Source organism: Curtobacterium sp. NPDC088465 (genome assembly GCF_044753165.1).
In the GTDB taxonomy this organism is placed as follows: Bacteria; Actinomycetota; Actinomycetes; order Actinomycetales; family Microbacteriaceae; genus Curtobacterium.
This window is the reverse complement of sequence record NZ_JBIVMR010000001.1, coordinates 504712-529954: the sequence shown is the minus strand read 5'-3', so window position 1 is coordinate 529954 and position 25243 is coordinate 504712. Positions and strand designations below refer to the sequence as shown.

The 25243-nt window shown below is 72.4% G+C and carries 22 protein-coding genes; 14 read left to right on the top strand and 8 right to left on the bottom strand.

What is annotated here, in order from left to right:
- Positions 1 to 105: 105 nt before the first annotated feature.
- On the bottom strand, positions 106 to 615 hold the full coding sequence (locus tag ACIP6W_RS02345; RefSeq protein ID WP_066652328.1) for a BLUF domain-containing protein: 510 nt from the start codon (positions 613 to 615) through the stop codon (positions 106 to 108).
- Positions 616 to 718: 103 nt separating this feature from the next.
- Here ACIP6W_RS02345 and ACIP6W_RS02340 point away from each other — a divergent pair, with 103 nt between their 5' ends.
- The 6 genes from ACIP6W_RS02340 (at position 719) to ACIP6W_RS02315 (ending at position 7196) form a co-directional block, all read left to right on the top strand.
- On the top strand, positions 719 to 1021 hold the full coding sequence (locus ACIP6W_RS02340; protein WP_400428008.1) for a hypothetical protein: 303 nt from the start codon (positions 719 to 721) through the stop codon (positions 1019 to 1021).
- 111 nt (positions 1022 to 1132) lie between these two features.
- Positions 1133 to 2194 (top strand): LacI family DNA-binding transcriptional regulator, encoded by a 1062-nt coding sequence (locus ACIP6W_RS02335; protein ID WP_066652330.1) that lies wholly within the window; start codon positions 1133 to 1135, stop codon positions 2192 to 2194.
- Between the two features lie 89 nt (positions 2195 to 2283).
- Positions 2284 to 3603 (top strand): ABC transporter substrate-binding protein, encoded by a 1320-nt coding sequence (locus tag ACIP6W_RS02330; RefSeq protein ID WP_066652332.1) that lies wholly within the window; start codon positions 2284 to 2286, stop codon positions 3601 to 3603.
- Between the two features lie 103 nt (positions 3604 to 3706).
- Positions 3707 to 4699: a carbohydrate ABC transporter permease gene (locus ACIP6W_RS02325; protein WP_066652333.1), complete on the top strand. Its 993-nt coding sequence runs from the start codon at positions 3707 to 3709 to the stop codon at positions 4697 to 4699.
- A complete protein-coding gene (locus tag ACIP6W_RS02320; RefSeq protein ID WP_209683910.1) occupies positions 4696 to 5640 on the top strand; it encodes a carbohydrate ABC transporter permease in 945 nt (314 codons plus the stop codon). Before ACIP6W_RS02325 ends, ACIP6W_RS02320 begins: the two co-directional genes overlap by 4 nt.
- Complete coding sequence (locus ACIP6W_RS02315; RefSeq protein ID WP_400428004.1) at positions 5637 to 7196, top strand: glycoside hydrolase family 32 protein; 1560 nt, start codon at positions 5637 to 5639, stop codon at positions 7194 to 7196. The genes ACIP6W_RS02320 and ACIP6W_RS02315 overlap by 4 nt, the downstream gene beginning before the upstream one ends.
- A 70-nt stretch (positions 7197 to 7266) precedes the next feature.
- Here the strand turns inward: ACIP6W_RS02315 and ACIP6W_RS02310 are convergent, their stop codons facing one another.
- The gene (locus tag ACIP6W_RS02310; RefSeq protein WP_400428000.1) at positions 7267 to 8124 is read right to left on the bottom strand and encodes a formate/nitrite transporter family protein; all 858 of its coding nucleotides are present in this window, start codon (positions 8122 to 8124) and stop codon (positions 7267 to 7269) included.
- Positions 8125 to 8327: 203 nt separating this feature from the next.
- Between ACIP6W_RS02310 and ACIP6W_RS02305 the strand changes: the two genes are divergently transcribed.
- Positions 8328 to 13784 carry a discoidin domain-containing protein gene (locus ACIP6W_RS02305; RefSeq protein ID WP_400427997.1) on the top strand — a complete coding sequence of 1819 codons (5457 nt, stop codon included), beginning with the start codon at positions 8328 to 8330 and terminating at the stop codon, positions 13782 to 13784.
- A gap of 44 nt (positions 13785 to 13828) precedes the next feature.
- Here the strand turns inward: ACIP6W_RS02305 and ACIP6W_RS02300 are convergent, their stop codons facing one another.
- The 3 genes from ACIP6W_RS02300 to ACIP6W_RS02290 are packed head-to-tail and all read right to left on the bottom strand — an operon-like array spanning position 13829 to position 16628.
- On the bottom strand, positions 13829 to 14800 hold the full coding sequence (locus ACIP6W_RS02300; protein ID WP_400427994.1) for an ATP-grasp domain-containing protein: 972 nt from the start codon (positions 14798 to 14800) through the stop codon (positions 13829 to 13831).
- On the bottom strand, positions 14797 to 15948 hold the full coding sequence (gene alr, locus ACIP6W_RS02295) for an alanine racemase (protein WP_271826194.1): 1152 nt from the start codon (positions 15946 to 15948) through the stop codon (positions 14797 to 14799). Before alr ends, ACIP6W_RS02300 begins: the two co-directional genes overlap by 4 nt.
- The gene (locus tag ACIP6W_RS02290) at positions 15945 to 16628 is read right to left on the bottom strand and encodes a M15 family metallopeptidase (protein WP_400427991.1); all 684 of its coding nucleotides are present in this window, start codon (positions 16626 to 16628) and stop codon (positions 15945 to 15947) included. The genes alr and ACIP6W_RS02290 overlap by 4 nt, the downstream gene beginning before the upstream one ends.
- Before the next feature lie 88 nt (positions 16629 to 16716).
- Here ACIP6W_RS02290 and ACIP6W_RS02285 point away from each other — a divergent pair, with 88 nt between their 5' ends.
- The 5 genes from ACIP6W_RS02285 (at position 16717) to ACIP6W_RS02265 (ending at position 21989) form a co-directional block, all read left to right on the top strand.
- Positions 16717 to 17415, top strand: a complete 699-nt coding sequence (locus tag ACIP6W_RS02285; protein ID WP_400427988.1) for a response regulator transcription factor — start codon at positions 16717 to 16719, stop codon at positions 17413 to 17415.
- Positions 17412 to 18527 carry a sensor histidine kinase gene (locus ACIP6W_RS02280; RefSeq protein WP_400427985.1) on the top strand — a complete coding sequence of 372 codons (1116 nt, stop codon included), beginning with the start codon at positions 17412 to 17414 and terminating at the stop codon, positions 18525 to 18527. Before ACIP6W_RS02285 ends, ACIP6W_RS02280 begins: the two co-directional genes overlap by 4 nt.
- Positions 18528 to 18574: 47 nt before the next feature.
- Complete coding sequence (gene mtnN, locus ACIP6W_RS02275; RefSeq protein ID WP_251160560.1) at positions 18575 to 19279, top strand: 5'-methylthioadenosine/S-adenosylhomocysteine nucleosidase; 705 nt, start codon at positions 18575 to 18577, stop codon at positions 19277 to 19279.
- Positions 19280 to 19723: 444 nt separating this feature from the next.
- Complete coding sequence (locus ACIP6W_RS02270) at positions 19724 to 21673, top strand: potassium transporter Kup (RefSeq protein ID WP_081985211.1); 1950 nt, start codon at positions 19724 to 19726, stop codon at positions 21671 to 21673.
- A gap of 100 nt (positions 21674 to 21773) precedes the next feature.
- Positions 21774 to 21989, top strand: coding sequence for a hypothetical protein (locus tag ACIP6W_RS02265; RefSeq protein WP_066652356.1), 216 nt, complete (start codon positions 21774 to 21776; stop codon positions 21987 to 21989).
- Between the two features lie 116 nt (positions 21990 to 22105).
- Here the strand turns inward: ACIP6W_RS02265 and ACIP6W_RS02260 are convergent, their stop codons facing one another.
- A complete protein-coding gene (locus ACIP6W_RS02260) occupies positions 22106 to 22984 on the bottom strand; it encodes a DUF808 domain-containing protein (RefSeq protein WP_400427982.1) in 879 nt (292 codons plus the stop codon).
- Positions 22985 to 23279: 295 nt separating this feature from the next.
- Between ACIP6W_RS02260 and ACIP6W_RS02255 the strand changes: the two genes are divergently transcribed.
- Positions 23280 to 24092 carry a glycoside hydrolase family 16 protein gene (locus tag ACIP6W_RS02255; protein ID WP_400427979.1) on the top strand — a complete coding sequence of 271 codons (813 nt, stop codon included), beginning with the start codon at positions 23280 to 23282 and terminating at the stop codon, positions 24090 to 24092.
- Between the two features lie 54 nt (positions 24093 to 24146).
- Here the strand turns inward: ACIP6W_RS02255 and ACIP6W_RS02250 are convergent, their stop codons facing one another.
- Complete coding sequence (locus ACIP6W_RS02250; RefSeq protein ID WP_400427977.1) at positions 24147 to 24455, bottom strand: hypothetical protein; 309 nt, start codon at positions 24453 to 24455, stop codon at positions 24147 to 24149.
- 64 nt (positions 24456 to 24519) lie between these two features.
- Here ACIP6W_RS02250 and ACIP6W_RS02245 point away from each other — a divergent pair, with 64 nt between their 5' ends.
- Positions 24520 to 24804 (top strand): hypothetical protein, encoded by a 285-nt coding sequence (locus tag ACIP6W_RS02245; protein WP_400427975.1) that lies wholly within the window; start codon positions 24520 to 24522, stop codon positions 24802 to 24804.
- Between the two features lie 6 nt (positions 24805 to 24810).
- Here the strand turns inward: ACIP6W_RS02245 and ACIP6W_RS02240 are convergent, their stop codons facing one another.
- A complete protein-coding gene (locus tag ACIP6W_RS02240) occupies positions 24811 to 25233 on the bottom strand; it encodes a glyoxalase (protein WP_066652363.1) in 423 nt (140 codons plus the stop codon).
- Between the last annotated feature and the right edge of the window lie 10 nt (positions 25234 to 25243).

The window sequence follows — 25243 nt, the reverse complement described above, 5'->3', positions numbered from 1 at the left end:
CGTGCCGGCGCGGCACGCTGCGGCCGTGCGCGGTGCCGGACGGGAGGCACGGTGCGGGCCGGCACCGCGCCCTCCGTCCGTGGCCGGGTCACCCCGGCGACGGGGTCAGCGTGCGCGGGCCGTGCCCGCGTCCGCACCTGCTCCGGTCCGGTCCTGCCGGAACCACTGCAGGAGCTCCCGCACCGCGGCGAGGTCCGGTGCCCCGCCGTGGTCGTCGGGCAGGAAGTCGAGGTCGTCGAAGGTGGTGCGGTGACCGGGCACCGCGGCGCGCTGCAGGGTGGTCTCGGCCGCGTAGCCCATCGACCAGTCCGGGAACTGCCGTGCGGGCACCTGTTCCTCGAGCAGCACGGTGACCTGGTCGTGGCGCGGGTCCTCGGCGATGTACGCCATCTTCTCGCGGACCGCCGTGGCAGGCCCCTCGAGCAGCTGCAGGAACCGGTGGTCGCGGAACAGCAGCAGACCGGTCACGCCGGCGCGGGCGTTCGCGCTGCGGGCGTGCGCCAGCAGGTCGTCGAGGTCGTCGAGTCCGAAGCCGACGACCGCGCGGCTGGCGTAGACGAGCGACAGCAGCGCGCCGTCACCCGGGGTCTGCGTCGGTTCCGATGAGGGCTGCACGGGTCCACTCAACCCGCGCGAGCCGAGAGCCGACCCGGTGACCGGGCGGTGACGTCCCCCGGTTCCCTGTGACCGACGTCGTGCCGCTCTCTACGGTGGAGCGATGCGAGAAGAGCTCGAGGCGGTCCTGCAGGCACACCGCGTCACGCCACTGCCCGACGGCGTGGACCGTGCCAGTGCCTGCGACCCGGAGCTGCCGAGCGCGGAGATCGTCGGGTGGGCGACCCTCGTCGTGGCCGGGGTGCCGCTGTCGGCGTCCGAGCAGGACCGGCTCGCGGACACCGCAGCGAACGCGTTCGCCCTCATCGCGGTGCTCCCCGTGGGCGGCCGACCGTACTTCGCCCGGCTCGGGCTGATCGCGACCCTGGCGTCGGCGCTCGCCGTGGGAGCGCCCGCTCCGCGCTAGTCCCTCGCCGCGCCCACGTCCGCCGAGTGCGTGACTAGGCTCAGCACGTGCGGTCCGCGGGTGGTTCCCGGAAGGGCCGTCGGGCCGGACGGGCAGAGAGCAGGAGACCACGTGGCGCGAGCGACGAGCATCCGCGACGTGGCGGCCGAGGCCGGGGTGTCGATCACGACGGTGTCGCACGCGCTGAGCGGCAAGGGCACCGTGAGTGCCCGGACGCGCCTCCGGGTCGAGGAAGCGGTCGAACGGCTCGGGTACGCGCCGAACCCGATCGCCCGTGCCATGCGGACCGACCGACGGGCGGTCCTGGGGTTCGTGTCCGAGGAGATCGCGTCGACCCCGTACGCGGGCAAGATCATCGTCGGGGCGCAGGCCGAGGCCGCCGCGCACGACCACGTCCTGATGATCGTCGACATCGCAGCCGGGGAGTTCGACGACCCGCGCATCGACGCCCTGATCCAGCGGCAGGTCGACGCGGTGGTGTTCGCCTCGGCGTCGAACCGGGTCATCCGGCTGCCGCGGTCGCTCGACCCGGCCCGGACGGTGCTGCTCGACGCGTTCGACCCCGCTGCTCCGGTGCCGTCGGTGGTGCCCGACGAGCAGGACATCGCCGCGACGGCGGTCCGCGCGTTGCTCGCGGCGGGGCACCGGCGCATCGCGCACCTGACGGTCGAGGGCGCCGGTCCCGCCGTGACCGGCCGGGTCGAGGGGTACGAGCGGACCCTGGTGGAGGCCGGCGGCACCCCCGTGGTGGTCCGCGCGGTCGGCGAGGTCGCGGATGCCGCAGCGGGCTTCCGGGCGGCGACGGAGCTGTTCGGACCGGTACCGGAGGCAGCCGGCGACCGCGCCGCCGAGCGCCCGACCGCGGTGTTCGCCTTCAACGACCAGATGGCGATGGGGGTCTACCAGGTCGCGGAGGAGCGGGGCATGCGGATCGGCCGTGACCTGTCGGTCGTCGGCATCGACGACCTGCAGCTCGTGGCCGCCGCCCTGCGTCCGGGCCTGACGACCGTCGCGCTCCCGCACGAGCAGATGGGTCGTGCGGCGGTCCGCCGTGCGCTCGAGCAGACGGGAGCGCTGACCGCACCGCCGACGCCGCGTGCCGGGGTCGAGCGGCTCCGCGGAGAGCTCGTCGTCCGCGACTCGATCGGACCGGTAACCGTTACTCGTTCGTGACCCGCGCCCGTGGCGAGCGGACGGCCCCTGTGTGATGCTCTTCCTCAACACAAAACGATTTGGGTTTGTGCGAGTGAAAGGTCGAAGTAATGAGGCTTCGTAAGGGCATCGCCGTCGCCGCCGCGCTCGCGGTCGGGACCGGCTTGACGCTGACCGGCTGCAGCGCCGGAGGATCCGCATCGTCCGACGGCACGGTCACGATCTCCGGTGGCTTCACCGGTGCGCAGGCCACGGCGTTCCAGAAGGACCTGGACACGTGGGCCGAGGGCCAGGGCATCACGGTCAAGTACTCGGGCAGCGACAGCTTCCAGACGTCGATCGTCACGCAGGTGAAGGGCGGCCAGGCCCCCGACGTCGCGATCTTCCCCCAGCCCGGCGTGCTCAAGTCCCTCATCAGCCAGGGCATCCAGCCGCTCGACGACCTCGTGGACGTCAAGAGCGTCACCGCGGACGAGGCGAACGGCCTCGCCGACATCGCGAAGGTCAACGGCAAGACGTACGGCCTGCCCTACAACATCAACGTGAAGTCGCTCGTCTGGTACGACCCGGCCGCGTTCGAGGCCAAGGGGTACGAGGTCCCGAAGACCGACGCCGAGCTCACCGCGCTGCAGGAGAAGATCATCAAGGACGGCTCCGGCTACCCGTGGTGCGTCGGCATCGCGTCGCAGGGCTCGAACGGCTGGCCGATGACGGACTGGCTCGAGGAGTACGTGCTCCGCTACGGCGGCCTCGAGAAGTACGACGACTGGATCACCCACGAGGTGAAGTTCGACTCGCCCCTGGTCAAGCAGGCCGCGGGCAAGGTCGAGTCGATGATCTTCGCCGACGGCGCGGTCAACGGCGGCGGCAAGGCCATGGCGTCCACCGACTTCGGCGCGGCGGGCAACAACCTGTTCGTCGACGGCGGCAAGTCGGCGGGGCAGTGCTACATGATGCGCCAGGGCACCTTCATCACGGGCAACTTCCCGGCCGCGATCCAGGAGCAGATCGCGAAGGGCGACACGACGAACGTGAACGCCTTCCCGCTCCCGACGCCCGAGGGTGCCGCGACCTCCGGCACGCTCGGCGGTGGTGACCTGGTCGCCGCGTTCAAGACGGACGACGACACGAAGAAGGTCGTCGACTACCTGGTCGGCAAGGAGTTCGGCACGAACGGCTACGCCAAGAACTGGTCGGCCGCGCTCTCGCCGCACAACGACTTCCCGGCGTCCGAGTACACCAGCCCGTTCCAGAAGGTCGCGCAGCAGGCCGTGAAGGACTCGAAGGTGTTCGGCTTCGACGCCTCCGACCAGATGCCCGGAGCCGTCGGTGCCGGTACCGAGTGGACGAACCTGACGGCCTGGACCGCGGGTCAGCAGTCACTCGACCAGACACTCAAGGCCATCGACGACTCCTGGCCGTCGCAGTAACACCCTCCACCTGCGCCGTGGCGGTGCCGACCGGCGCCGCCACGGCCGTCGGCGCCTGCACGCCGCGACGACACACCCCGACAACGAAGTGAGGTGACCCCTCGTGCAGCAAGTCCTCAGCGTCCTCGTCTCCGTCATCGGCGGACTGGCCGTCTCGTTCCTGATCTACCTCGGGCTGAACTTCCTGGTCTCGAAGACGCACGGCAAGTGGCACGGTCGACTGCTGCCCTACGTCTTCATCGGGCCGGTCCTGCTCCTCCTGCTCGTCTTCCTGGTCGTCCCGACGGTGCAGACGGTCATCCAGAGCCTGCAGAAGACGGACCAGTACGGGCTGACGTCCTTCGGCGGCCTCGACAACTACGTCTCGCTCTTCTCGACGCCGTCGTTCCTGTCGACCCTGTTCAACAACCTGCTCTGGATCATCGTCGTCCCGGCGGTGGTGGTCGTGATCGGGCTGCTCGTGGCGACCCTGGCGGACCGCCTCGGGCCGAAGCGCGAGAAGACGTTCAAGTCCCTGATCTTCCTGCCGATGTCGGTGAGCTTCATCGCGGCCGCGTCGATGTGGTCGTTCGTGTACGCGTACAACGCACCGGGACAGCCCCAGGTCGGACTGCTCAACGGCATCTGGACCGCGATCACGCACCAGAACCCGATCCCGTGGCTGCAGAACGACTTCCTGCGCATGAACAGCTTCCTGCTCATGGCGGTCGTGATCTGGCTGAACGCCGGCTACGCGATGGTCCTGCTCTCCGCGGCGATCAAGGCCGTGCCCGAGGAGACGATCGAGGCGGCACGCATCGACGGTGCCAGCGAGCGGCAGGCGTTCTTCCGCGTCATCGCTCCCCAGATCCGCACCACCATCATCGCCGTCGGCATCACGGTCCTCATCACGGTGATGAAGATCTTCGACATCGTCTTCGCGATGACCAACGGGCAGTTCGACACGAACGTGCTCGGCGTCGAGTTCTACTCGCAGTTCTTCGCGTTCAACAACCCCGGGAAGGCGTCCGCCGTGGTCGTCATCCTCATCCTCGCCGTGGTGCCCGTCATCGTGTACCAGGTGCGGACCTACCGCGAACAGGAGGCCCTCCGATGACCGAGATCGTCCCGGTGGCCGGAGCCCCGGAGATCGTCGCGACGAAGCGCGAACGGGTCACGAAGACCAGCGCCGAGCAGCGTCCCCGCGTCCTGCTGAGCATCGTCATGGGCGTCATCGCCGTGCTCTGGATGGTGCCGGCGATCGGCCTGCTCGTCACGAGCTTCCGCACGACGACCGCCGCCCAGAGCACCGGGTGGTGGACCGTCTTCGGGAACCTGTTCGGTACGGAGTGGACCCTCGACAACTACTCGAACGCGCTGACGGGGGCGACCTCGGGGACCGGGCAGAGCCTGGCGGCCGAGTTCCTCAACAGCGTCGCCGTCGCGGTCCCGGCCACGATCCTGCCGCTCATGATCTCCGCGTTCGCGGCCTACGCGTTCACGTTCCTGCAGTTCCGGTTCAAGGAGTTCTACTTCGCGGTCATCGTCGGGCTGCTCGTGGTGCCCGTGCAGATCTCGCTGATCCCGGTCCTGCAGCTGTACAAGACGATCACGCAGGCGACCGGGCTGCAGATCACCGGCACCTTCCCGGCGGCGTGGATCGTGCACTCGGCGTTCGCGCTCCCGCTCTGCATCTACATCCTGCGGAACTACATGTCGACGCTCCCCGTCGCGCTCATCGAGGCCGCCCGCGTCGACGGCGCGTCGCACTTCCAGATCTTCTGGCGGCTCGCGGTCCCGATGTCGGTGCCGGCGCTGGCGTCGTTCGCGATCTTCCAGTTCCTCTGGGTCTGGAACGACTACCTCGTCGCGTACATCTTCATCGGCAACACGAACCCCGTGCTGCAGCAGGGCCTGCTCGGGCTGCTCGGACAGTACGGGTCGGGCTGGAACCTGGTCGCGGCCGGCTCGTTCATCGTGCTGATCGTGCCCCTCGTGGTGTTCCTGTCGCTCCAGCGCTTCTTCGTCCGTGGCCTCACCGCAGGGTCGGTCAAGTGAGCACGGAGACGGCCACGCAGTCCGACGCGCCGGAGACGGAGCGCAGCCGGACCGAGCCAGCGACGGACGGCGCCACGATCCGGCGCCCGCGGCGGCACTTCACGCCCGCCCGCAACTGGATGAACGACCCGAACGGCCTGGTCGTCCACGACGGCCGGTACCACCTCTACTTCCAGCACAACCCGGACGGGATCGACCACGGCACGGTCGGCTGGGGGCACGCGTCGAGCACCGACCTGCTCACGTGGACCGAGCACGAGGTGGCGCTCGAGGCCGACGCGGACGGGCAGGTCTTCTCGGGCTCCGTGGTGTTCGACGCGGAGAACACGAGCGGGCTCGGATCGGCCGAGCAGCCGCCGCTGGTCGCGATCTGGACGCAGGCCGCCGAGACCGAGCAGTCGCAGGCCCTCGCCTCCAGCACCGACGGCGGGTACCGGTGGTTGAAGTACCCGGGGAACCCGGTGCTGCGCCGCGGCTCCGCCGACTTCCGCGACCCGAAGGTGTTCCGGTACGAGGGCACGGACGGCCCCTGCTGGATCATGGTCGCCGTCGAGGCCCAGGACCGCCAGGTGCTCGTGCACCGGTCGACCGACCTGCGCACCTGGACCCTCGTGTCGACCTACGGTCCCGCCGGTCCGGTCGGTGGCGTCTGGGAGTGCCCGGACCTCTTCCCCCTGACCGTCGACGGCGACCCCGACCGCGTGGTCTGGGTGCTGCTGGTCAGCCTCAACCCCGGCGGGGTCGCGGGCGGATCCGGTACGCACGTCGTGCTCGGGCAGTTCGACGGGGAGCGGTTCGTCCCGGACGAGCCGCTCCCCGCCGAGACCCGGTCGCCGGACGGGTCCTGGCGGCAGCAGTCCACCGAGGAGCTCGCGACGTACCGCTGGCTCGACCACGGTCCCGACTCGTACGCCGGCGTGACCTTCTCCGGTACGGGCCTCCGAGACCGGACGCTCGTCGCGTGGATGGACAACTGGGACTACGCGAAGGACCTGCCGACCACGCCGTGGCGCGGCGCGATGACCGCTGCTCGGGCCCTCGGCCTGACCGAGCGGGACGGACGCCTCGAGCTGGTGCAGCGGATCGTCGGCCCGACCGGTGCCGTGGACACGGTACTCCGTCACGACGACGACGCGGCGAGCACCCACGAGCTCCCGGGACTCGTCCGCGTCGAGGTCGTGATCACGCTGCGCGGACCCGACGGTGTGGTCCGGTTGGAGCTCGACGACGCCGACGGCCGACGTCGGCTCGGCCTGCGCTACGACGCCGCCGACGCCTCGCTCCGGCTCGACCGTCCCGCCGTGCCGGGGCTCCCGGCGTCGTTCGGACGGCACGTGGCGTCGACGGTGCGACCGGAGGGCGACCGCGTCGCGCTCACCCTGTGGTTCGACGAGTCGTCGGTCGAGGTCTCGTCGGGTGCCGGCACCGGCTCGATGACGGCGCTGCTCGCCGGGTCGGCGACCGACGCACGCCGTCGCCTGCTGGTGGACCCCGGGCCGCACGCGGTCACCGTGACGGCATCCGCCGACGCGGACGAGACGACCCCGGTCGGCTGACCCGACGCCGTGCCGGACGGGAGGCCCGTGGCGACGCCGCCACGGGCCTCCCGTCCGGCACCCGGTCCGGTCAGCGCGCGGTGCCCCGCTCCTGCTCGCCCGTCGCACGGTCCGGTGCGTCCGGCGAGTCGCGCCGTCGACCGCGCAGCAGGTCCGCCGACCGGATGAGGCGCAGCGACGTCACCAGCACGACACCGCCGAGCACGTTGAACACGAGCACGTAGCCGAACCAGGCGGCCCACTGGCCGTACGTGATCGACGCCCCCGCCTGGATGGCGCCGAAGACCAGCAGCGAGTCCAGGATCGAGTGGAAGAGCTGCAGACCGGCCAGCAGGAAGCCACCGGCGACCGCCGCGACGAGCTTCGCCGGGTCGGAGTCGGTGCCCTGCTGCATGCGGGTCACGAGGGTGATCGTGCTCCCACCGAGCACGGCGAGCACCGCGGTCTGCAGTCCGAAGGGGGCGTCGACGTAGTGCCGGGCGGACTCCTCGAGCACCGTGTGCCACTGCGGGAACGCCTGGACGACGAGCCACATCACGACCCAACCGCCGGCGAGGTTGCTGACCAGCGTCCCCGCCCAGAGCCGGACGAGCTGCCACACCGTGCCCTCCCGGGCGACGAGCGCCACGATCGGCACGAGGAAGTTCTCGGTGAAGAGCTCGCTGTGCGCCAGGTACAGCGCGACGAGCCCGAAGCTGAAGGCGAGGCCCGCGAGCAGGTGGCTGTCGGTCTCGTGCAGGACGGCCAGGTACCCCATCACGCCGAGCCCGATCTCCAGGCCGCCGGCGAACCCGGTCGCGAGCACCACCCGCAGGGTCCGCTGCAGGCGTTCGGCCCCCTCGTCGACCACCGCGTCGAAGGACTCCTCGATCTCGTCCTCGACCGGGGCGTCGTTGTCGCCGACCTCGCGGCGTCGTTCGTCCGTCACCGGTCCGACGGTAGCCCCGGGCCCGCTGGGAGCCGACGACGGTGCGGATCGGGGCCCGGCGGACGCGCAGCGGGGTCGTGCCGCCACCGCATCTCTAGAACGGATCCTCACTTCTCCTGACGTCCAGCGCGGGCCTGCCGACAGGGGTCCCTGCGACCCGACGCACGCCCCGCCGAACCTCCGCCCCCGGAAGGGACCCCTCCGTGCACCTGGTCCGCACCGTCGTCGTCACGCTCCTGCTCGGCGGGCTCTCGCTCGCGCCCGTCGCCGCCGCGGACCTCGCGTCGGCGAGCACCCTCCCGACGGTCCTGCCGGACCCTGCCGAAGGGACCGGAGCCGCCGACCCGGCAGACCCGCCGGTCGACCGGGCCGCCGCATCCGCTCCCGGTGCTGCCGGCCCGCAGGTCGACGGCGTGCGCGTCGGGGCCGGCTCGTACGCGCCGACGCCGCCGGCGGAGATCGCGTCCGTCGCCGACGTGCGGAAGACCGTCGACCAGCACCTGTACGTCGACCCGTCGCAGGCGGGGAAGCCCGTCCCCACGAACCAGTGGTGGACCGACCTGCTCGTCAGCAGGTACTCGGGCGACATGTGGGCGTACCCGTTCGTGTCGTCGAACAGTGCGCAGGGGACGAAGGTGACCCTCCCGACGTCCTGGAACGCGGACGGCACCGCGATGCGACTCGACGCGCCGGTCACCGTGGGCGGCACGGTCGACCCGGCGCCGGACGCCTCCGACCGGGTGCTCGCCGACTTCGAGGACGGTCTGCCCGACGGGTGGACCACGACCGGTGACGCCTTCGCCGGGACCGCATCCGGGACGGCGACCGGTCAGAGCGCCGTGTCCGGCTGGCTCGGTGGTGGGTTCGTCGACTCGTTCACCGACCGCGACGGCGACGGCGCGACCGGCACGCTCACCTCGCCGGGGTTCACGGTCGACCGGTCGACCCTCGCCTTCCTGGTCGGCGGGGGCCGACACCCCGGGGCCGAGGCGGTGCAGCTGCTCGTCGACGGCGAGGTGGTCGAGGAGGCGACCGGCGCGGACAGCGAGGAGCTGCGCTGGACGACGTGGGACGTCAGCGCGTACCGCGGACGGACGGCGCAGGTCCGGGTCGTCGACTCGCTCCGTGCCGGGTGGGCGCACGTCCTGGTCGACCAGGTGCTGCTCACGGACGCCCCGGACGGCATCGCGGAGCGCTTCACCACGGCGTTCTCCGCCGATCGGGCCGACGCCCTGCGCTGGGGCGACTGGAACGTGAGCTGGCGGATGCCGCAGGCCGGACCGGGCGGTCAGTACATGGACGTGACGAGCGTGCAGGGGTCGCCGTACGAGTGGTTCGAGTTCCACGGCATGACCCCGCGCATCACCCTGCAGGACGGCGCCGCGCTCACCGACGCCGACGGCCGCGGACTCACCGGGACGATCACGACCGACCGCTTCGAGATCCGGCAGGACGGGCACGTGTTCGGGGTGCACGCACCCACGGGCACCACCTTCACCCGCTCCGGGAACGTGCTCGAGGCATCCGCGGGCACCCCCTTCCTCGTGCTCAGCGCGGTGCCCGAGCAGGGGCTGACGCTCGACGACCTGCACCGCACGGCCTTCGCCGTCCCGCGGGACACCCGGATGGACTACTCGTACGACCCCGCGGCGGGACAGGTCGAGCAGCGGTGGACACTGCAGACCGACGTGCTGCAGGGCTCGGACCACGACACCGTCCAGGGCTGGCTGCAGCACCAGTACGCCGAGGCGACGCACGACCTGTCGTTCACCGGAGCCACGTACGCGACGCCGCGCGGCACGATGAGGACGACCGTCGGGCACGACGGCTGGACGCTGCGGTACGCCTTCAGCGGGCTGACCCCGATCGGCGCCGAGCCGACGAGCACGGGCGACGACCCGTACCGCGAGGAGGTCATGCGGCAGTACCTGTCGGACTACGCCGCGAAGGAGACCTACGGCGGCGACACCTACTGGGGCGGCAAGGACCTGCAGCAGCTCGGCGCGTACATGAGCGTCGCGGACCAGGTCGGCGACACCGAGGACGCCGACCGGATGCGGGCGACCCTCGAGCGCGCACTCACGGACTGGTACACGTACAGCGAGGGCGAGCGGGAGCACTTCTTCGCGATGTACCCGACGTGGAAGGCCCTCATCGGGTTCGGCGACTCGTACGGGTCCGCCCAGTTCAACGACAACCACTTCCACTACGGCTACTTCACACTCGCGACCGCGCTGCTCGGACGGGCCGACCCCGAGTGGGCACAGCGGTACGGCGAGATGGCGACCCTCGTCGCGAAGCAGTACGCGAACTGGGACCGGGACGACGAGCGCTTCCCGCACTTCCGCACCTTCGGCGTGTGGACCGGTCACTCGAACGCCGGCGGTGTGTCCTCGCCGGGCGGCAACAACCAGGAGTCGTCGTCCGAGGCGATCCAGTCCGAGGCCGGGCTGTTCCTGCTCGGGTCGGTGCTCGGTGACGAGGACATGCAGGCAGCCGGTGCGGTGCAGTACGTCACCGAGCGTGCCGCCGTCCGCGACTACTACCAGAACGCCCACGGCAACCCGGCGTCGGCGGCGTACGACGGCGACGGCGCGTTCCCCGAGGCGTACGACGCCGGACAGGCCGGCATCCTCTTCGACTCCGGGCAGGCCGAGGCCACGTACTTCTCCGGCGACCCCGCGTGGATCTACGGGATCCAGTGGATGCCGACCGCGCCGTGGTTCACGTACTTCGGGTGGGACCCGGACTTCTCGAAGGCGATCATGCGGCAGATGATGGCAGCCCGGGGCGAGGTCGTCGGGCAGGACGGCGTCGTGGACGGCAACGCCGGGCACGTGCAGATGCTCACCAAGAAGTGGTGGGGCGTCGGTACCTACGGGGACGTCGCGATCACGCGGGACCGGCCGGCGGCGATCGGTGAGCTGCAGGACGCGATCCGGGCCGTGGAACGGAACCACCCGGGCTACGTGACCGCGAAGACCGCGACGAACCCCCTGTACGACCGGTCGACGGACACGCTGTACGTCTCGGTCGACGACGACGGCTCCGTCGTGTTCCCGTCCCGGTGGTGGACACCCGAGGCCCTGCCGGCGGCACTCGTGCCCGCGCAGCTCGACGGCCCGACGGCGGACCGGCAGCCGGGGGACTGGCCGGAGCCGTCGCCGCTCCTGCCGTTCCTCGTCACCGACTACCGGGCGGACCCCGACACCATCGGCCGGCTGTACGGCGTCGACCTGACCCACCACCGCCCGGGCGCCGACACCGCCCGCGCGGCCGCCGTCTTCAGCGAGATGGGCGATGCACTCGGCAACGTCGTCCTCGGGTTCCTCGCCCAGTACGACCCGGACACCTACGCCGACGTCCACGCGGCGCTCTGGGAGGCGCAGGACCCGACCGTGACCGGACAGTCGATGGCCGGGATGGTCTACCACCAGGCGATGTCGAACCGCACCGTCGGGCACGAGGTCACCGACCGCCACACGTCGAACCCGCTGAGCCAGGTGTTCCGCGCCGCCGACGGCACGTACTCCTACGTGATCGACAACGTCGACGACGTCCAGCGCACCTACGACGTGTACGCGGGGCAGCGGGTCGTCGGGCAGATCGCGGTGCCCGCCCGGACGCAGATCACGTCGCACCTCGATGCCCGACTGGCGAAGGTCGTCGTCGGGACGGCGGGCGACCCGCGCACGCTCGCCCCGGGCAGCACGACCGCGTTCACCGCGACCGGCTACGACCAATACGGCGCGACCGTGCCGCTCGACGACGTGCGGTGGTCGACGAGTGCGGGGACGATCGACCAGGACGGCACCCTGCACGCGGGGGCCGCGGCGGACCAGGTGTCCGTGACCGCGACCGTCGGCACGGTCTCCGACGCGTACGACGTCCGTGTCGCCCCGGCACCGGTGCTCACGGGCATCGCCGTGACGCCCGGCACCGCCCGTGCCGTGGTCGGCGAGCCGGTGACGTTCTCCGCCGAGGGCCACGACCAGTACGGTGACCCGGCTCCGCTGCCCGCCGACGTCGCCTGGAGCACCACCGCTCCCGGCACGGTCACCGGTGACGGGACCCTCACCACCACCGCGCCCGGCGCAGGCTACGTCGTCGCGACGGTGGGCGACGTCGAGGCCGGCGGGGTCGAGGCCGGCGGGGTCGAGGGCAGCGCCGTCGTGTCGTCGATCGCCTCTGTCCCGGTGGTCGAGGGGACCACCGCGACCGCGAGCTCGACCGACGGGGGCAACACCGCGGCGAAGGCCGTCGACGGGGACCCCGCCACCCGCTGGGAGAGCGCGCACGGCGTCGACACGGTGGACCTGACGCTCGACCTCGGGTCCGCGCGGGACGTCGACTCCGTCAGGGTCACGTGGGAGAACGCCGCGGCGGCACGGTACGTCGTGCAGGTGTCCGACACGGACGACGGCCCCTGGCGGAACGTCCGCACCGTCACGAACGCGGACGCGTCGGTGGACACCGTGCCGGTCGGCGCGACCGCCCGCTTCGTCCGGCTGCACATGACCGACCGCCTCACCCAGTACGGCTACTCGGTCTGGGACGTGCAGGTGAGCGGGACACCGGCCACCGCCGACGTGGACGTGCGCGACCTGCTGGTCGCCCCGCGCAGCGTCACGGTGCTGCCCGGCGCCGCCGTCCGGCTCGCCGCGTACGGGTTCGACGCCGACGGCTACGGCGGTCTGCTGACCGGTGACGCCCAGCCCGTCTGGACCGCGGACGACGGTGCGACGGTGAGCGCCTCGGGCACGGCGACCCTGCCGGACCGCGGCGGTGCCACCGCGACGGTCCGCGCGGTCCGTGGTGCGGCGACCGGGCAGGCCGTCCTCACGACCCTCGACCAGGGTGAGTCGCCCGCGGTCTCCCGCGACGTCGCCGTCGGCAAGCCGGTGACGACCTCGTCCGACGAGCGCGGTGACCTGTCCGGCGACGCCGCCGTCGACGACGACGACACGACCCGGTGGTCGAGCACGGCTCGCGACGGCGAGTGGCTCGCCGTCGACCTCGGCTCGGTGCTGCCGCTCGACCGCGTCGAGGTCCTCTGGGAGACGGCTGCAGCGGCGTCGGACCACGTCGAGGTCCGCGACCGGGCATCCGACCCGTGGCGCACGGTCTCGACGACGGCCGAGGGACGGGGCGGGACGGAGACGCACGACCTCGACGGCATCCGGGCCCGCTTCGTGCGCCTGGTGGCCGACTCGCGCACGACCCGGTACGGCGTCTCGGTGTGGTCGTTCCGGGTGTTCTCCACCGAGGGCACGCCGACGCCGGACCTCGCCCGGCGCGCCGCGGTCTCGTCGTCCGGCGACGAGTCGGCAGGCACACCGGCGCGTCACGCGGTGGACGGGGACCCGGGCACGCGGTGGGCGAGCGAGCACCGGGACGATGCCCGGCTCGACGTCGACCTCGGTGCGCGCCACGAGGTGCACGAGGCGACGATCCGGTGGGAGGACGCGTACGGCCGCGCCTACCGCATCGAGGGACGGGACGGGACGACGGGCGCGTGGACGACCATCGTCACCGTCACCGACGGTGACGGCGGCACCGACCGGGTCCCGCTGTCCGGTACGTGGCGGCAGATCCGGTTGCAGGGTGTCGACCGGGCGACGCCGTACGGGTACTCGACGTACGCCTTCGAGGTCCGGTAGCGCGGGCGGCGGGCGGAGGACGACGTCGCCGCCCGCCCGCCTCGTCAGCCGAGCGCTGCCGCGAGCAGCTCGTCGACGAGCTCGACGTAGCCGAGGCCCACCGCCGCGTACATCCGCGGGACCTGCGACTGCTCGGTGAAGCCCGGCGCCGTGTTCACCTCGTTGAGCACCACCCCGTCACCGGTGACGAAGAAGTCGAAGCGGGCGACCCCGGCGCAGCCCAGGACCTCGTAGAGCACGGCGGCGGCACCGGTGACCGCTGCGTGCTCGGCGACCGACAGGCCGGCCGGGATCCGGAACGGGGCGCTGCCGTCGTACTTCTGTTCCCGGTCGAAGACGCCGCGCCCGTCGGTGGCGATCTCCAGTGTCGCGCCGCACCGCAGGACGCCGGACCGGTCGCGGAACAGCGCCACGTCGACCTCACGCCCGGCGACGAACGACTCGACGAGCACGGTGCCGCCGGCGGAGCGTGCGTGCTCGATCGCCGCCGTCAGGTCGTCGTGCCGCCGGACCAGGGTGACGCCGTTGCTCGACCCGGCAGACATCGGCTTCACCACGAGCGGGGGTGCGGACGGGACGGCCGCCGCTGCCTCGGTCGCCGACACCGCTGCCGCGACGCGCACGGCGGGCGCGCAGGCGATGCCGACCGCGCCGGCGACCGTCTTCGTCACCCACTTGTCCGCCGCGAGGGCGCCGGCTCGGACCGGTGAGCCGACGACGGGCACGCCGACGAGGTCGAGCAGCCCGGCGACGGCGCCGTCCTCGCCGTGCTCGCCGTGGAGCAGCGGGAAGGCCGCGTCGCAGGACGTCAACCGGGCGACGGCATCGGCCGGGGACAGGAGCGCCCCGCCCTCGTCGTGCCACGTGCCGTCACGGCCGACGGTCAGCGGGACCGCGGTGTGGCCGCCGGTGCGGAGTGCGGCGACGACGGCCGCCGCGGAGGCCAGGGACACGTCGTGCTCGTCGTTCGCGCCGCCGCCGATCACGGCGACGCGGTGGTGTGGTCGGTCGGTCACGGGTGCTCCTCGGTGCTCGGATTGGTGCTGGTGCTGGTGCTGGTGCTGGTGCGGTGCACGCGGGCGACCCGGCTGCCGATCCGCGTGACGAGCTCGTGCGGGATCGTCCCCGCCCACGCCGCCCACTCGGCGACGGTCGGTTCGCCGCCGTCCCCGGGGCCGAACACGGTGACCGGTTCGCCCGGGGACGTGCGTTCGGTGCCGGTGTCGACGACGACGCTGTCCATCGAGAAGCGCCCGACGACCGGACACCGGCGCCCACGGACCAGGACCTCGGCCCGGCCCGAGGCAGCGCGGGGGAGACCGTCGCCGTACCCGAGCGGCAGCAGCGCCAGGTTCGTCGCGGACGCGGTCGTGCTCGTCCCGCCGTACCCGATGCGGGTGCCCGCCCGCGCCGAGCGCGAGGACACGACCACGGTCGTCAGTGACAGCGCCGGCCGCAGCCGGTCGGTCGTGCCCGAGGGGTCGATGCCGAAGAGTCCGGCGCCGATCCGGTGCAGGTCGAACCCGGCCCCGACGCCGGTCAGCGTGGCAGCGGTGGCCGCGAGGTGCACCGTGGACGGGGTCAGCCCGCGGCGACGGGCGGTCCGGACGGCGTTGCCGAAGAGCAGGCGTTCGCGGACGTTCTGGTCGTCCTCGGGGCGGTCCGCCGAGGACATGTGCCCCATCACGCCGACGACCCGGACCGCGCCGGTGCCCTCGGCCTCGCGCGCCAGCGAGCACAGCGCTGCCCAGTCGGCCGGCGCACACCCCTCGCGGGCCATGCCGACGTCGACGTGCAGGTGCACCCGTGCCGCGCGACCGACGGCGCGTGCCGCGACCACGACGGCGACCAGGACGGCGGGGTCGGCGACGGCGAGCGCGACGTCGGCGCCGACCGCCGCGGCGAAGTCCGCGTCCGGTGGGTTCAGCCAGCTCAGCACCGGTGCGGTCACGCCCTCGGCGCGGACCGCGAGCGCCTCGTCGACGCTCGTGACACCGACGGAGCCGGCCCCGGCCTCCAGGACGGACCGTGCGACCGCCCCGTGCCCGAACCCGTCGGCCTTGAGCACCGCCATCAACCGTCCGCCCGTCAGGGCGGCGAAGAAGGTCGTGTTGGCGCGGATGGCGTCGTCGTGGACCGTCAGGAGCGACCCGGACGCGGTCACTGCTGCATCCGCGGGTCGCCGGTCGGGTCCCAGTACTTGCGGGGGCACCCGTCGGAGGGGGCGTCCGGCCGGAGCTCGAAGTGCCACGCCTCGTTGTCGTAGACCTGGCAGAGCCCGTACCGAGCGCCGTTGTCCTGCAGCCAGGTGGCCGCATCCCAGTCCCCGATGTCGATCGCCTCGCCGCGGACGTGGAGCGACGTCTCGGGCGTCGAGACCCAGCGCGCCGCCTCCTGCCGCGAGCCGTACTCGGCGACGGCGTCGTCGAGGAGTCGTTCCTGGAGCGCGGGGGAGCGCCAGCCGCTGTTCACGACGAAGCGCACGCCCTCGCCCTCGGCGTCCCGGGCAGCGCGACGGACCGCGTCGAGCAGGTCCGGCTGCAGTCGTGCGACCGCGGGCAGGTCGTCGTCGAAGACCGACGCGCCGGACGGCACCTCGCCGGCGGCGGATCCGGTGGCGGCGCCGGCCGTGCCGTCGTCGTGTGTGCCGGCGGAGGCGCCGGTGAGGCCGTGCCCCGGTGCGCCGCCGGTCGCTCCGGGGCGGCCGGAGACGGCGGACAGCACGACGAGGACGACGGCGACCGCCGCGACGAGGGCGAGGAGGACGACGACGACCAGGACGGCCCCGGTTCGTCGCGGTCGTGCGGGGACGGGGACGGAGGGAGGAGCGGGACGGTGCTGCATGTCGACCAGTGCAGCGTGGACCGTGTCGTCGGAGCGTACGCGTTTCCGCATACGCTCCCGACACGTACCGCCGCCTAGCATCGGTGCCGTGCGTGTGCTGATCCTCGAGGACGAGCCCCTGCTCGCCGAGGCCGTCCGCGACGGCTTCCGCCTCGAGGCCATCGCGGCCGACGTCGCGCAGGACGGGGACGCCGCGCTCGAGCTCCTCGCGCTGAACCGCTACGACGTCGCGGTGCTCGACCGGGACGTCCCCGGGCCGACCGGCGACGAGGTCGCCGCACACCTGGTCGCGACCGACGCCGGCGTCCCGGTGCTCATGCTGACCGCGGCCGACCGACTCGACGACAAGGTCTCCGGCTTCGCCGTCGGTGCTGACGACTACCTGACGAAGCCGTTCGCACTGCGGGAGCTCGTGCTCCGCGTCCGCGCGCTGGCACGGCGGAGCGGCGAGCACCGCCCACCGGTCCTCGAAGCGGCGGGGCTGCGGGTCGACCCGTTCCGCCGCGAGGTCTTCCGCGACGGCCACCACGTCGCCCTCACCCGCAAGCAGTTCGCCGTGCTCGAGGTCCTCGTCCGCGCCGGTGGCGGGGTGGTGAGTGCCGAGCAGCTGCTCGAACGCGCCTGGGACGAGAACGCGGACCCCTTCACGAACGCCGTCCGGATCACGGTGTCGGCGCTCCGCAAGCGCCTGGGGGAGCCGTGGGTGATCGCCACCGTGCCGGGCGTCGGCTACCGCATCGACACCGACGGACCGCGTGCCGACGGCGTGACGGACGGCGGCTCGTGACCGACCGTCGCCGCGGCGCCAGCGTGCGGGTGCGACTCGCCCTCAGCTACGCGGGGGTGGTGGTGCTCACCGGAGCGCTGATCCTCGCCGTGGTCTGGGTGTTCCTCCTGCGGTACGTGCCCGTCGGGAACCTGGCCACGACCGACGGCTACGTCCCGGATCGTTCCGACCTCGTCCGTGCGTTCGTCCCCGCAGCGGCCGCGGTGTCCGTGGGACTCGTGGTCGTCGGGCTGGTCGGCGGGTGGTTCCTCGCCGGGAGGGTGCTGGCGCCGCTCCACCGGATCACCGACGCCACGCGACAGGTCGCGGCGGGGTCGCTCGCGCACCGCGTCGCGCTCCCCGGGCGACGCGACGAGTTCCGCGACCTCGCCGACGCGTTCGACGGGATGGTCGGACGGCTCGAGGCGTACGTGGCGGAGCAGCAGCGCTTCGCGGCGAACGCCTCGCACGAGCTGCGGACGCCGCTGGCCACGACGCGCGCGCTGCTCGAGGTCGCCGCCCGCGAGCCGGACCGCGACCCGGCCGGGGTCCTCGAGCGGTTGCGGAACGTGAACGAGCGGGCGGTCGACCTGACCGAGGCCCTGCTGGTGCTCGCACGAGCCGGCCGGGAGCTCCCGGACCGCGAGCGGGTGGACCTGTCGCTCCTGGCGGACGAGGCCGTCGAGACCGTCCTGCCCCTCGCCGAGGCGCGGGGCATCGACGTCGAGCCCGTCACGGCGACGGCGTGGACGACCGGCTCGACGTCCCTGCTGCTCCAGCTCGTGACGAACCTCCTGCAGAACGCCGTCGTCCACAACGTCGGCCCGGGGCGGGACGGCTGGGTCCGCGTCACGACGGGCACCCGGCACGGCGCGTCGGTCGTCGTGGTCGAGAACCCCGGTGCCGTCGTGCCGGCCGCGGTCGTCCCGACCCTCACCGAGCCGTTCCAACGGGTGGCCTCGCGGCGGCGCGAGGACGACGCCGGCGCCGGTCTCGGTCTGGCGATCGTCGCGGCGATCGTGACCTCGCACGGTGGCACGCTCGACGTCGCCGCACGTCCGGAGGGCGGTCTCGTCGTCGAGGTGGCACTGCCCGCCGCGGGGTCCCCGGCCGGGCCGTCCTCCGCCGCGTGAGCGCCGTCGTGCACGGGAGCCGAGCCGCTCCGTGCGAGGATCGGTCGGTGCAAGCAACGCCCGTCGCCGTCGTCATCGCCGCGATGACCGAGGAACTCTCCGCCGTCGCCACCCTGCTGGGGGGTGTCGTCATCGACGACGGGCCGGTGGGCGGACACGACGAACACCACCTGCTCGACGTCGGCGGATCGGTGGTCGCCCTCCGCCGCAGCGGCATCGGGTTCACGAACGCGACGGCCGCCGTCGCGCACTGCTTCCACGACTTCGGCACCGTCCCGGTGCTCAGCGTCGGGACCGCCGGCGGGCTCATGCGCGGCATCGAGATCGGTGACGTCGTCGTCGGCGAGCACTACGTGAACATCAACGCGGACGCGACGGCGTTCGGCTACGCGCTCGGGCAGGTCCCCGGGATGCCGCCGCAGTACGCGCCCGACTCCCGCATGCTCGCCCGCGCCGCCGCTGCTCGGACGCCGTACCGCATCCGATCCGCGACCATCGGCTCGAGCGAGGTCTTCGTCACCGAGGGGCGCGCCCGTGCGTTGCGCGAGGTCTTCCCCGCGGTCGCAGCGGTGGACATGGAGTCCGCGGCCATCGCGCAGTTCGCGCACGTGCACGACATGCCGTTCCTGTCGATCCGTGGGATCAGCGACCTGTGCGCACCGGACGGCGACGAGTTCCGGGAGCACCTCGACGACGCGTCGGCACGCGCAGCGCGCGTGGCGCACGACGTGCTGCTCGACCTGGCGGCCTGAGGCGGCGACCACCAGCGACCACCGCCGCCCACCGGACGGGAGGCAGGGCACCCGTCGGTCCCGCGCCTCCCGTCCGTCGGTCGCCCGCGTCGGACGCGCGTGGCGGCAGACCGGGTGAGCGCCGGGTCAGCGACGCCGGCGGCTGGCGATCAGGCCGCCGAACACCAGGACGACCGCGATCACGAAGACGATCAGCTGGGCCGGTTGGAACCCGTCGAGGTCCATGGTGCACTCCTTCCGTGCGCGGGACGTCCGCGCTCGCATCGACCCGAACGGTAGGACGCGGTTCCTGTACGCGTCGAGGGGACGGGGTACGACTCCTGCACGACAGCCGGTCTCCGCACACTCGTGCACGGTTGGGCGCCAGCCGAGTGCCTCGACGCTCCGCCGGTGCGATGATGATCCGCGGCCGTCGCCCGGACGGCCCGGACGGAAGTGACGAGCGTGACCGAGACCCGCTCCCCGGCGCCGACGAGCGACACCGTCGACGACCCCTCGCACGGGCCGGCGAAGGGCATCGCAGCCCTCGCCCTCACCGCCCTCGGCGTCGTGTTCGGCGACATCGGCACCAGCCCGCTGTACGCCCTCCGCACGGTGTTCACCATCGACGGCGGCATCGTGAAGGCGAACCAGGAGGACGTCTACGGCGTCATCTCGATCATGTTCTGGAGCGTCACGATCGTCGTGTCGATCAAGTACGTGCTCGTGCTCATGCGCGCCGACAACGACGGCGAGGGCGGGGTCATGGCGCTCGCCGCACTGGCGCGCCGGCTCTACGCGAAGCGGCGCGGGGGCGCGACGGTCTTCCTGGTGATCGGCATCATCGGTGTCTCGCTCTTCTACGGCGACTCGGTCATCACCCCGGCCGTGTCCGTGCTCTCCGCGGTCGAGGGGCTCTCGACCGCGGCGCCGTCGCTCGAGCACCTCATCGTGCCGATCGCGGCCGTCATCCTCGTGCTGCTGTTCCTCGTGCAGCGGTTCGGCACCGGCAAGGTCGGCAACCTGTTCGGTCCGGTGATGCTGCTCTGGTTCGTGGTCATCGCCGCGGCCGGCGTCCCGCACATCGTCGCGCACCCCGGCGTGCTGCAGGGGCTCTCGCCGACCTGGGCGATCTCCTTCCTCGTCGCCCACCCGTACATCACGTTCGTGGCGATGGGCGCCGTCGTGCTCGTCATCACCGGGGCCGAGGCGCTGTACGCGGACATGGGCCACTTCGGCCGTCCGGCGATCCTCCGCGCCTGGTTCTTCGTGGTGTTCCCGGCGCTCGTGCTCAACTACCTCGGCCAGGCGTCGCTGGTGCTGCAGGACCCCTCGGCGGCGAAGGACCCGTTCTTCCTGCTCTTCCCGGACGCCCTGCAGATCCCGGTCGTCGTGCTCGCGACGATGGCCACGGTGATCGCGAGCCAGGCGGTCATCTCCGGCGCCTTCTCGCTCACGCGTCAAGCCGTCCAGCTCGGGCTGCTGCCGCCCCTGACGATCCGGCAGACCTCGCGGGAGGAAGGCGGCCAGATCTACCTGCCGGCGGTCAACCTGCTGCTCTTCATCGGTGTCCTCGCGATCATGCTCGCCTTCCGGTCGTCGGCGAGCCTCGCCACCGCGTACGGGGTGTCGGTGACCGGCGCGCTGGTCGTGGACACGCTGCTGCTGCTCCTGGTCGTCAAGCCGCTCTGGCACTGGGCGACGTGGAAGCTCGTGCTGGCCGCGGTGGTCTTCGGCGGGCTCGAGCTGACCTTCCTGGCCGGCAACCTGTCGAAGATCGTGCACGGCGGTTGGGTCCCGCTGCTCATCGCCCTCGCGGTGATCACGCTGATGACGACCTGGCGTCGGGGACGGCAGCTCGTGCAGGAGGAACGCAAGGAACGCGAGGGGTCGCTCGCCGAGTTCATCGAGCGCATCAACACGAAGCACGTCCCACGGGTCGAGGGCATCGCGATCTTCCCGCACCCCAACAAGGAGACGACCCCGCTGGCGCTCCGCGCGAACGTCGAGCACAACCACGTGGTGCACCGGACCGTGATCATCGTCTCGGTGCTCACCGCGAACGTGCCGCACGTGCCGCACGCCAGGGCGTTCTTCCGCGACGACCTCGGGTACGAGGACGACGGCATCGACCACATCACGGTGAAGTTCGGCTTCTCCGACGACCAGGACCTGCCGCGGGCCCTGCACGCCGCGTGCCTGGCCGAGGTGCTCGACGTCGATCCGGAGGCGATCGCCGGGGCGTCGTACTTCATCTCGCGCGGTGCGCTCCGACCGCAGGCAGGCAACCGCGGCATGGCGCGCTGGCGGAAGAAGCTCTTCGTCGGGTTGGCGCACAACGCGGCCGATCCGGCAGCGCGCTTCGGGCTGCCGGCACAGCGCACGGTGACGATGGGCAGCGACGTCGAGCTCTGAGCGCCGTCCGTGCGGCTGAGCACCGTCCAGGCGGACGGCGTAGCGTCCGACGGGTCGTTCCGCCACCCGGGCTCCTGCGGCACCGAACGGAAGCCGCACCATGGCACACCGGAACGACCTCACCTGGCGTCAGGACAGCGACGCCTCCTGGTCGGCGTGGGCCGACGGCCGCGTGCTGGCCCGCATCACGCTCCAGCGGCAGTACGAGCTCGAGTCCGAGGACGGATCGGTGCGCGGGTCGCACAGCGCACTCGGCAGTGCGCAGGCGCAGCTCGAGGCCTGGTACCAGTGGGAGACCGCGGTCGGCGACGCCTGAGGCCGCCGTCCCGGCCGCCGCAGCACTCCGCCCCGTCGCGGTGACGACCTGCCGGCCACGTCCACGGCGCGCCAGGAGGACCGCTCGGACCGTGCCGTCGGGGGAGCCCGGTCGGGTCAGTGCGCGCGGCCCCGCAGGCGACCGACACCGAGCACGATGCCGACCACGACCATGCCGAGCACGAGCCCGAACACGGCCGACACCGCGGTGTCGACGATCCACGTGACGACCGGGCCGGCGACCTCGACCGCGTGCTCGACCACGTGCAGCAGTTCTTCCGGGCCCGCCCAGAACGTCTCCGCCAGGTTCGCGATCACCAGGTGCCCACCGACCCAGAGCATGGCGACCGTGCCGACGATGCTGATGACCCGGAACACCGTCGGCATCGCGCGCACGATCCGCGCACCGGCACGGCGGGTCCGCCGGGAGTCGTTCTTCATCATCTGCAGGCCGATGTCGTCGACCTTCACCAGGAGCGCCACGGCGCCGTAGACCAGGGCCGTCATCCCGAGCCCGATCAGCGCGAGGGCACCGACCTTCGGCCAGAAGTCGAGCCCGGTGTCCAGGCTCGACAGGGCGATGAGCATGATCTCGGTGCTGAGGATGAGGTCGGTGCGCACGGCGCCGAAGACGAGCCTGGGCTCCGTGGTCGGCTGCGCGTCGCCGGCGGCCTCGTGGTGCACACCGAACCACTCGGTGACCTTCTCGGCGCCCTCGAAGCACAGGTACGTGCCGCCGATGACGAGCAGCCAGGGCAGCACCCACGGGGCGAACGCCGACAGCAGCAGCGCCAACGGGATGATGATGACGAACTTGTTGAAGAGGCTGCCGAGCGCGATGCGCCCGACGACGGGGAGTTCGCGAGCCGGTTGCAGTCCCTGGACGTACTGCGGAGTGACCGCCGCGTCGTCGATCACGACCCCCGCGGTCTTCGCGCTGGCCTTGAGGGCCGCGGAGAGGATGTCGTCCACCACGGCGAGCAACCCGACTGACATGTCGCTCACCCTACTGGAGCGGTCACCGGCGTCCGTCCCGCGCCCTCCCACCGGCCGGCGCTTCCCCCAGGTCGGGGTACGTGCGACGGCGGGTCCGCGCCGACATCCGCGGAGCGGCGCGCAGTCAGACCGTTCTGCTCGCGCGAACGGGGTACGCCGCTGGGGGTTGCCTGGCAGCCGCCCGTCGTTCCACTGACGGCAGCCCTTCCCGAGCCGACACAGCAGGGCACACCGAGCACCACCACCACGGTCCGCCGACGCCACCCACGTCGGCGCCCACAGGCAGGAGCGCCCCTTGCAGTCTTCGATCGTCGCAGCCCTCACCGTCGCCGTGCTCGCAGTCGGCGCGGTCGCCGATGTCTCGGCTCCCCCCTCCGCGTCCGCCGCACCGACGTCGACCACGACGACCTCCGCCCCGAAGGGCGCCGTCGTGTCGAACGGTCGGACCTGGAAGCAGACCTACCGGCAGGACTTCGCCACGGCCGCGCCGGCGGGCGAGGTCGCCGCGAAGTACCCGGGCATGGGCCTGTACGACGGGTTCTCCGACACGAGCGGTCAGGGGCGCTACACACCGTCGAAGGTGCTGAGCGTGCAGAACGGTGCGCTCGACTTCTGGCTGCGGTCCGACCGCGGTCAGCCGCTCGCCGCGGCCGTCATGCCCGACGGCTACGCGCCGCACCGCACCGGCCGCGTCTCGATCCGCTACAAGACCACGAAGACCCCCGGGTACAAGTTCGTCGTGATCCTGTGGCCGTCGAGCGACCGGTGGAACGAGGGCGAGATCGACTGGCCCGAAGCGGCCCTCGGCGCGAAGCCCCGACCCGCGTCGGCCGTCCCGGGCAGCCTGCGGAACGGCGCCATGACCTTCCAGCCGGAGCGTGAGACCTTCGCGGCCACCGACACGAGCAGCTACCACGTCGCCACCACCGAGTGGGACAGCAAGGTGGTCCGCTTCTTCTGGGACGGCAAGCTGGTCGCGTCGACGACGAAGGCCGTGCCGACGAAGCCGATGCGGGTCACGCTGCAGGCCGAGACCGACACCGGTGGGCGCGTGCCGGCGGGCGCCTCGGGGCACGTGAGCGTCGACTGGATCGCGATCTACGACTGACGGGAGGCGCGGTGTCGGTGAGCGGGACCGCCCACCGGCACCGCGCCTCCGTGCTCAGCCCGTGGTGCGACGGGCGGTCAGCCGACCGCGGCCCAGTGGCAGTGCGCTGCTGCGGTAGGCGAAGCCGTCGGCATCGCCGACCGTGCCGCTGGCGGTGCCGAAGTGCCACAGGCGGTTGAAGCAGGAGACGCCGATCCGGGTCGACCCGTCGTCGGCGACCGCCCACGTGCCGGTGCCCCACTGGGCCGGGTGACCGACGCCGTCGATCGTCACCGTCGGTCGTGCTCCCCAGGTCAGCAGGGGGCGACCGAGGTCGAGGGTGATCCGGCGCTTCGTCGTGCCGGACGGCTGTGGGGTGTCCATGCGGTCAGGGTACGGGCGTCGGGACCCTGAACGCGCTCGGGCGGCCGTCCGTAGGATCCGCTGCATGGCTGACTTCACCGCTGCACAGGCCGCCGTCGTCCGGATCGAGCGCGCGGAGGAGGGCCGGTGGGACCTCACACTCGTCAGCGACTCCGGCGTCCGGATGGGGCACGGCGTGCACCTCCCCGACGCTGCGTCCGACGACGCCGAGGACGAGCGGGTCGCAGCCCTCGACTTCGTGCGCGGGTACGGGTTCAGCTTCGAGGCCGACGCCGTCGTCACGGACGGCCCGGACGCGTTCTGGGCACCGTTGCTCCCGCTCGGGTCCGACGAGCACCCGACGGACTGAGGCTGGTCAGTCCTGGTCGTCGAGCGCTGACCGTTCGAACCCGATCAACCAGGTCACCCCGAACGCGTCGCGCACCGTTCCGTCCCAGTCGCCCCACGGCCGCTCCTGGAGGTCGTCGACCACCGTGCCGTCGGAGGCCAGGTCCACGAACCACCGCCGGAGCACCTCGGGCCGGGCGCTCCCGAGCAGGGCGAACAACAAGCCGGAGACCGCGAGCGCGGTGTCGTCGGGGCCGGTGTCGGCGGCGAAGAGCCGGACCGGGCCGACGAGCTCGCCGTGCGCCACGGCGCCGGGCGGCCCGTCCTCTCGAGCGGCCTCCTCGTACGAGGTGACGCGGACGTCGCCGCCGAAGACCTGCTGCCAGCGGGCGAGCGCCGTGCGGGCGGTGCCGGGGAGCAGGAGGTACGGGGTCGGGGCTGTGCCGTCCATGGGCTGACCG

Bases quoted from the DNA above. Each gene is read 5' to 3' on its own strand.
- ACIP6W_RS02340 (WP_400428008.1), top strand. From the start codon at position 719: ATGCGAGAAGAGCTCGAGGCGGTCCTGCAGGCACACCGCGTCACGCCA.
- ACIP6W_RS02330 (WP_066652332.1), top strand. From the start codon at position 2,284: ATGAGGCTTCGTAAGGGCATCGCCGTCGCCGCCGCGCTCGCGGTCGGG.
- ACIP6W_RS02320 (WP_209683910.1), top strand. From the start codon at position 4,696: ATGACCGAGATCGTCCCGGTGGCCGGAGCCCCGGAGATCGTCGCGACG.
- ACIP6W_RS02290 (WP_400427991.1), bottom strand. From the start codon at position 16,628: ATGCAGCACCGTCCCGCTCCTCCCTCCGTCCCCGTCCCCGCACGACCG.
- ACIP6W_RS02265 (WP_066652356.1), top strand. From the start codon at position 21,774: ATGGCACACCGGAACGACCTCACCTGGCGTCAGGACAGCGACGCCTCC.
- ACIP6W_RS02260 (WP_400427982.1), bottom strand. From the start codon at position 22,984: ATGTCAGTCGGGTTGCTCGCCGTGGTGGACGACATCCTCTCCGCGGCC.
- ACIP6W_RS02250 (WP_400427977.1), bottom strand. From the start codon at position 24,455: ATGGACACCCCACAGCCGTCCGGCACGACGAAGCGCCGGATCACCCTC.
- ACIP6W_RS02245 (WP_400427975.1), top strand. From the start codon at position 24,520: ATGGCTGACTTCACCGCTGCACAGGCCGCCGTCGTCCGGATCGAGCGC.
- ACIP6W_RS02240 (WP_066652363.1), bottom strand. From the start codon at position 25,233: ATGGACGGCACAGCCCCGACCCCGTACCTCCTGCTCCCCGGCACCGCC.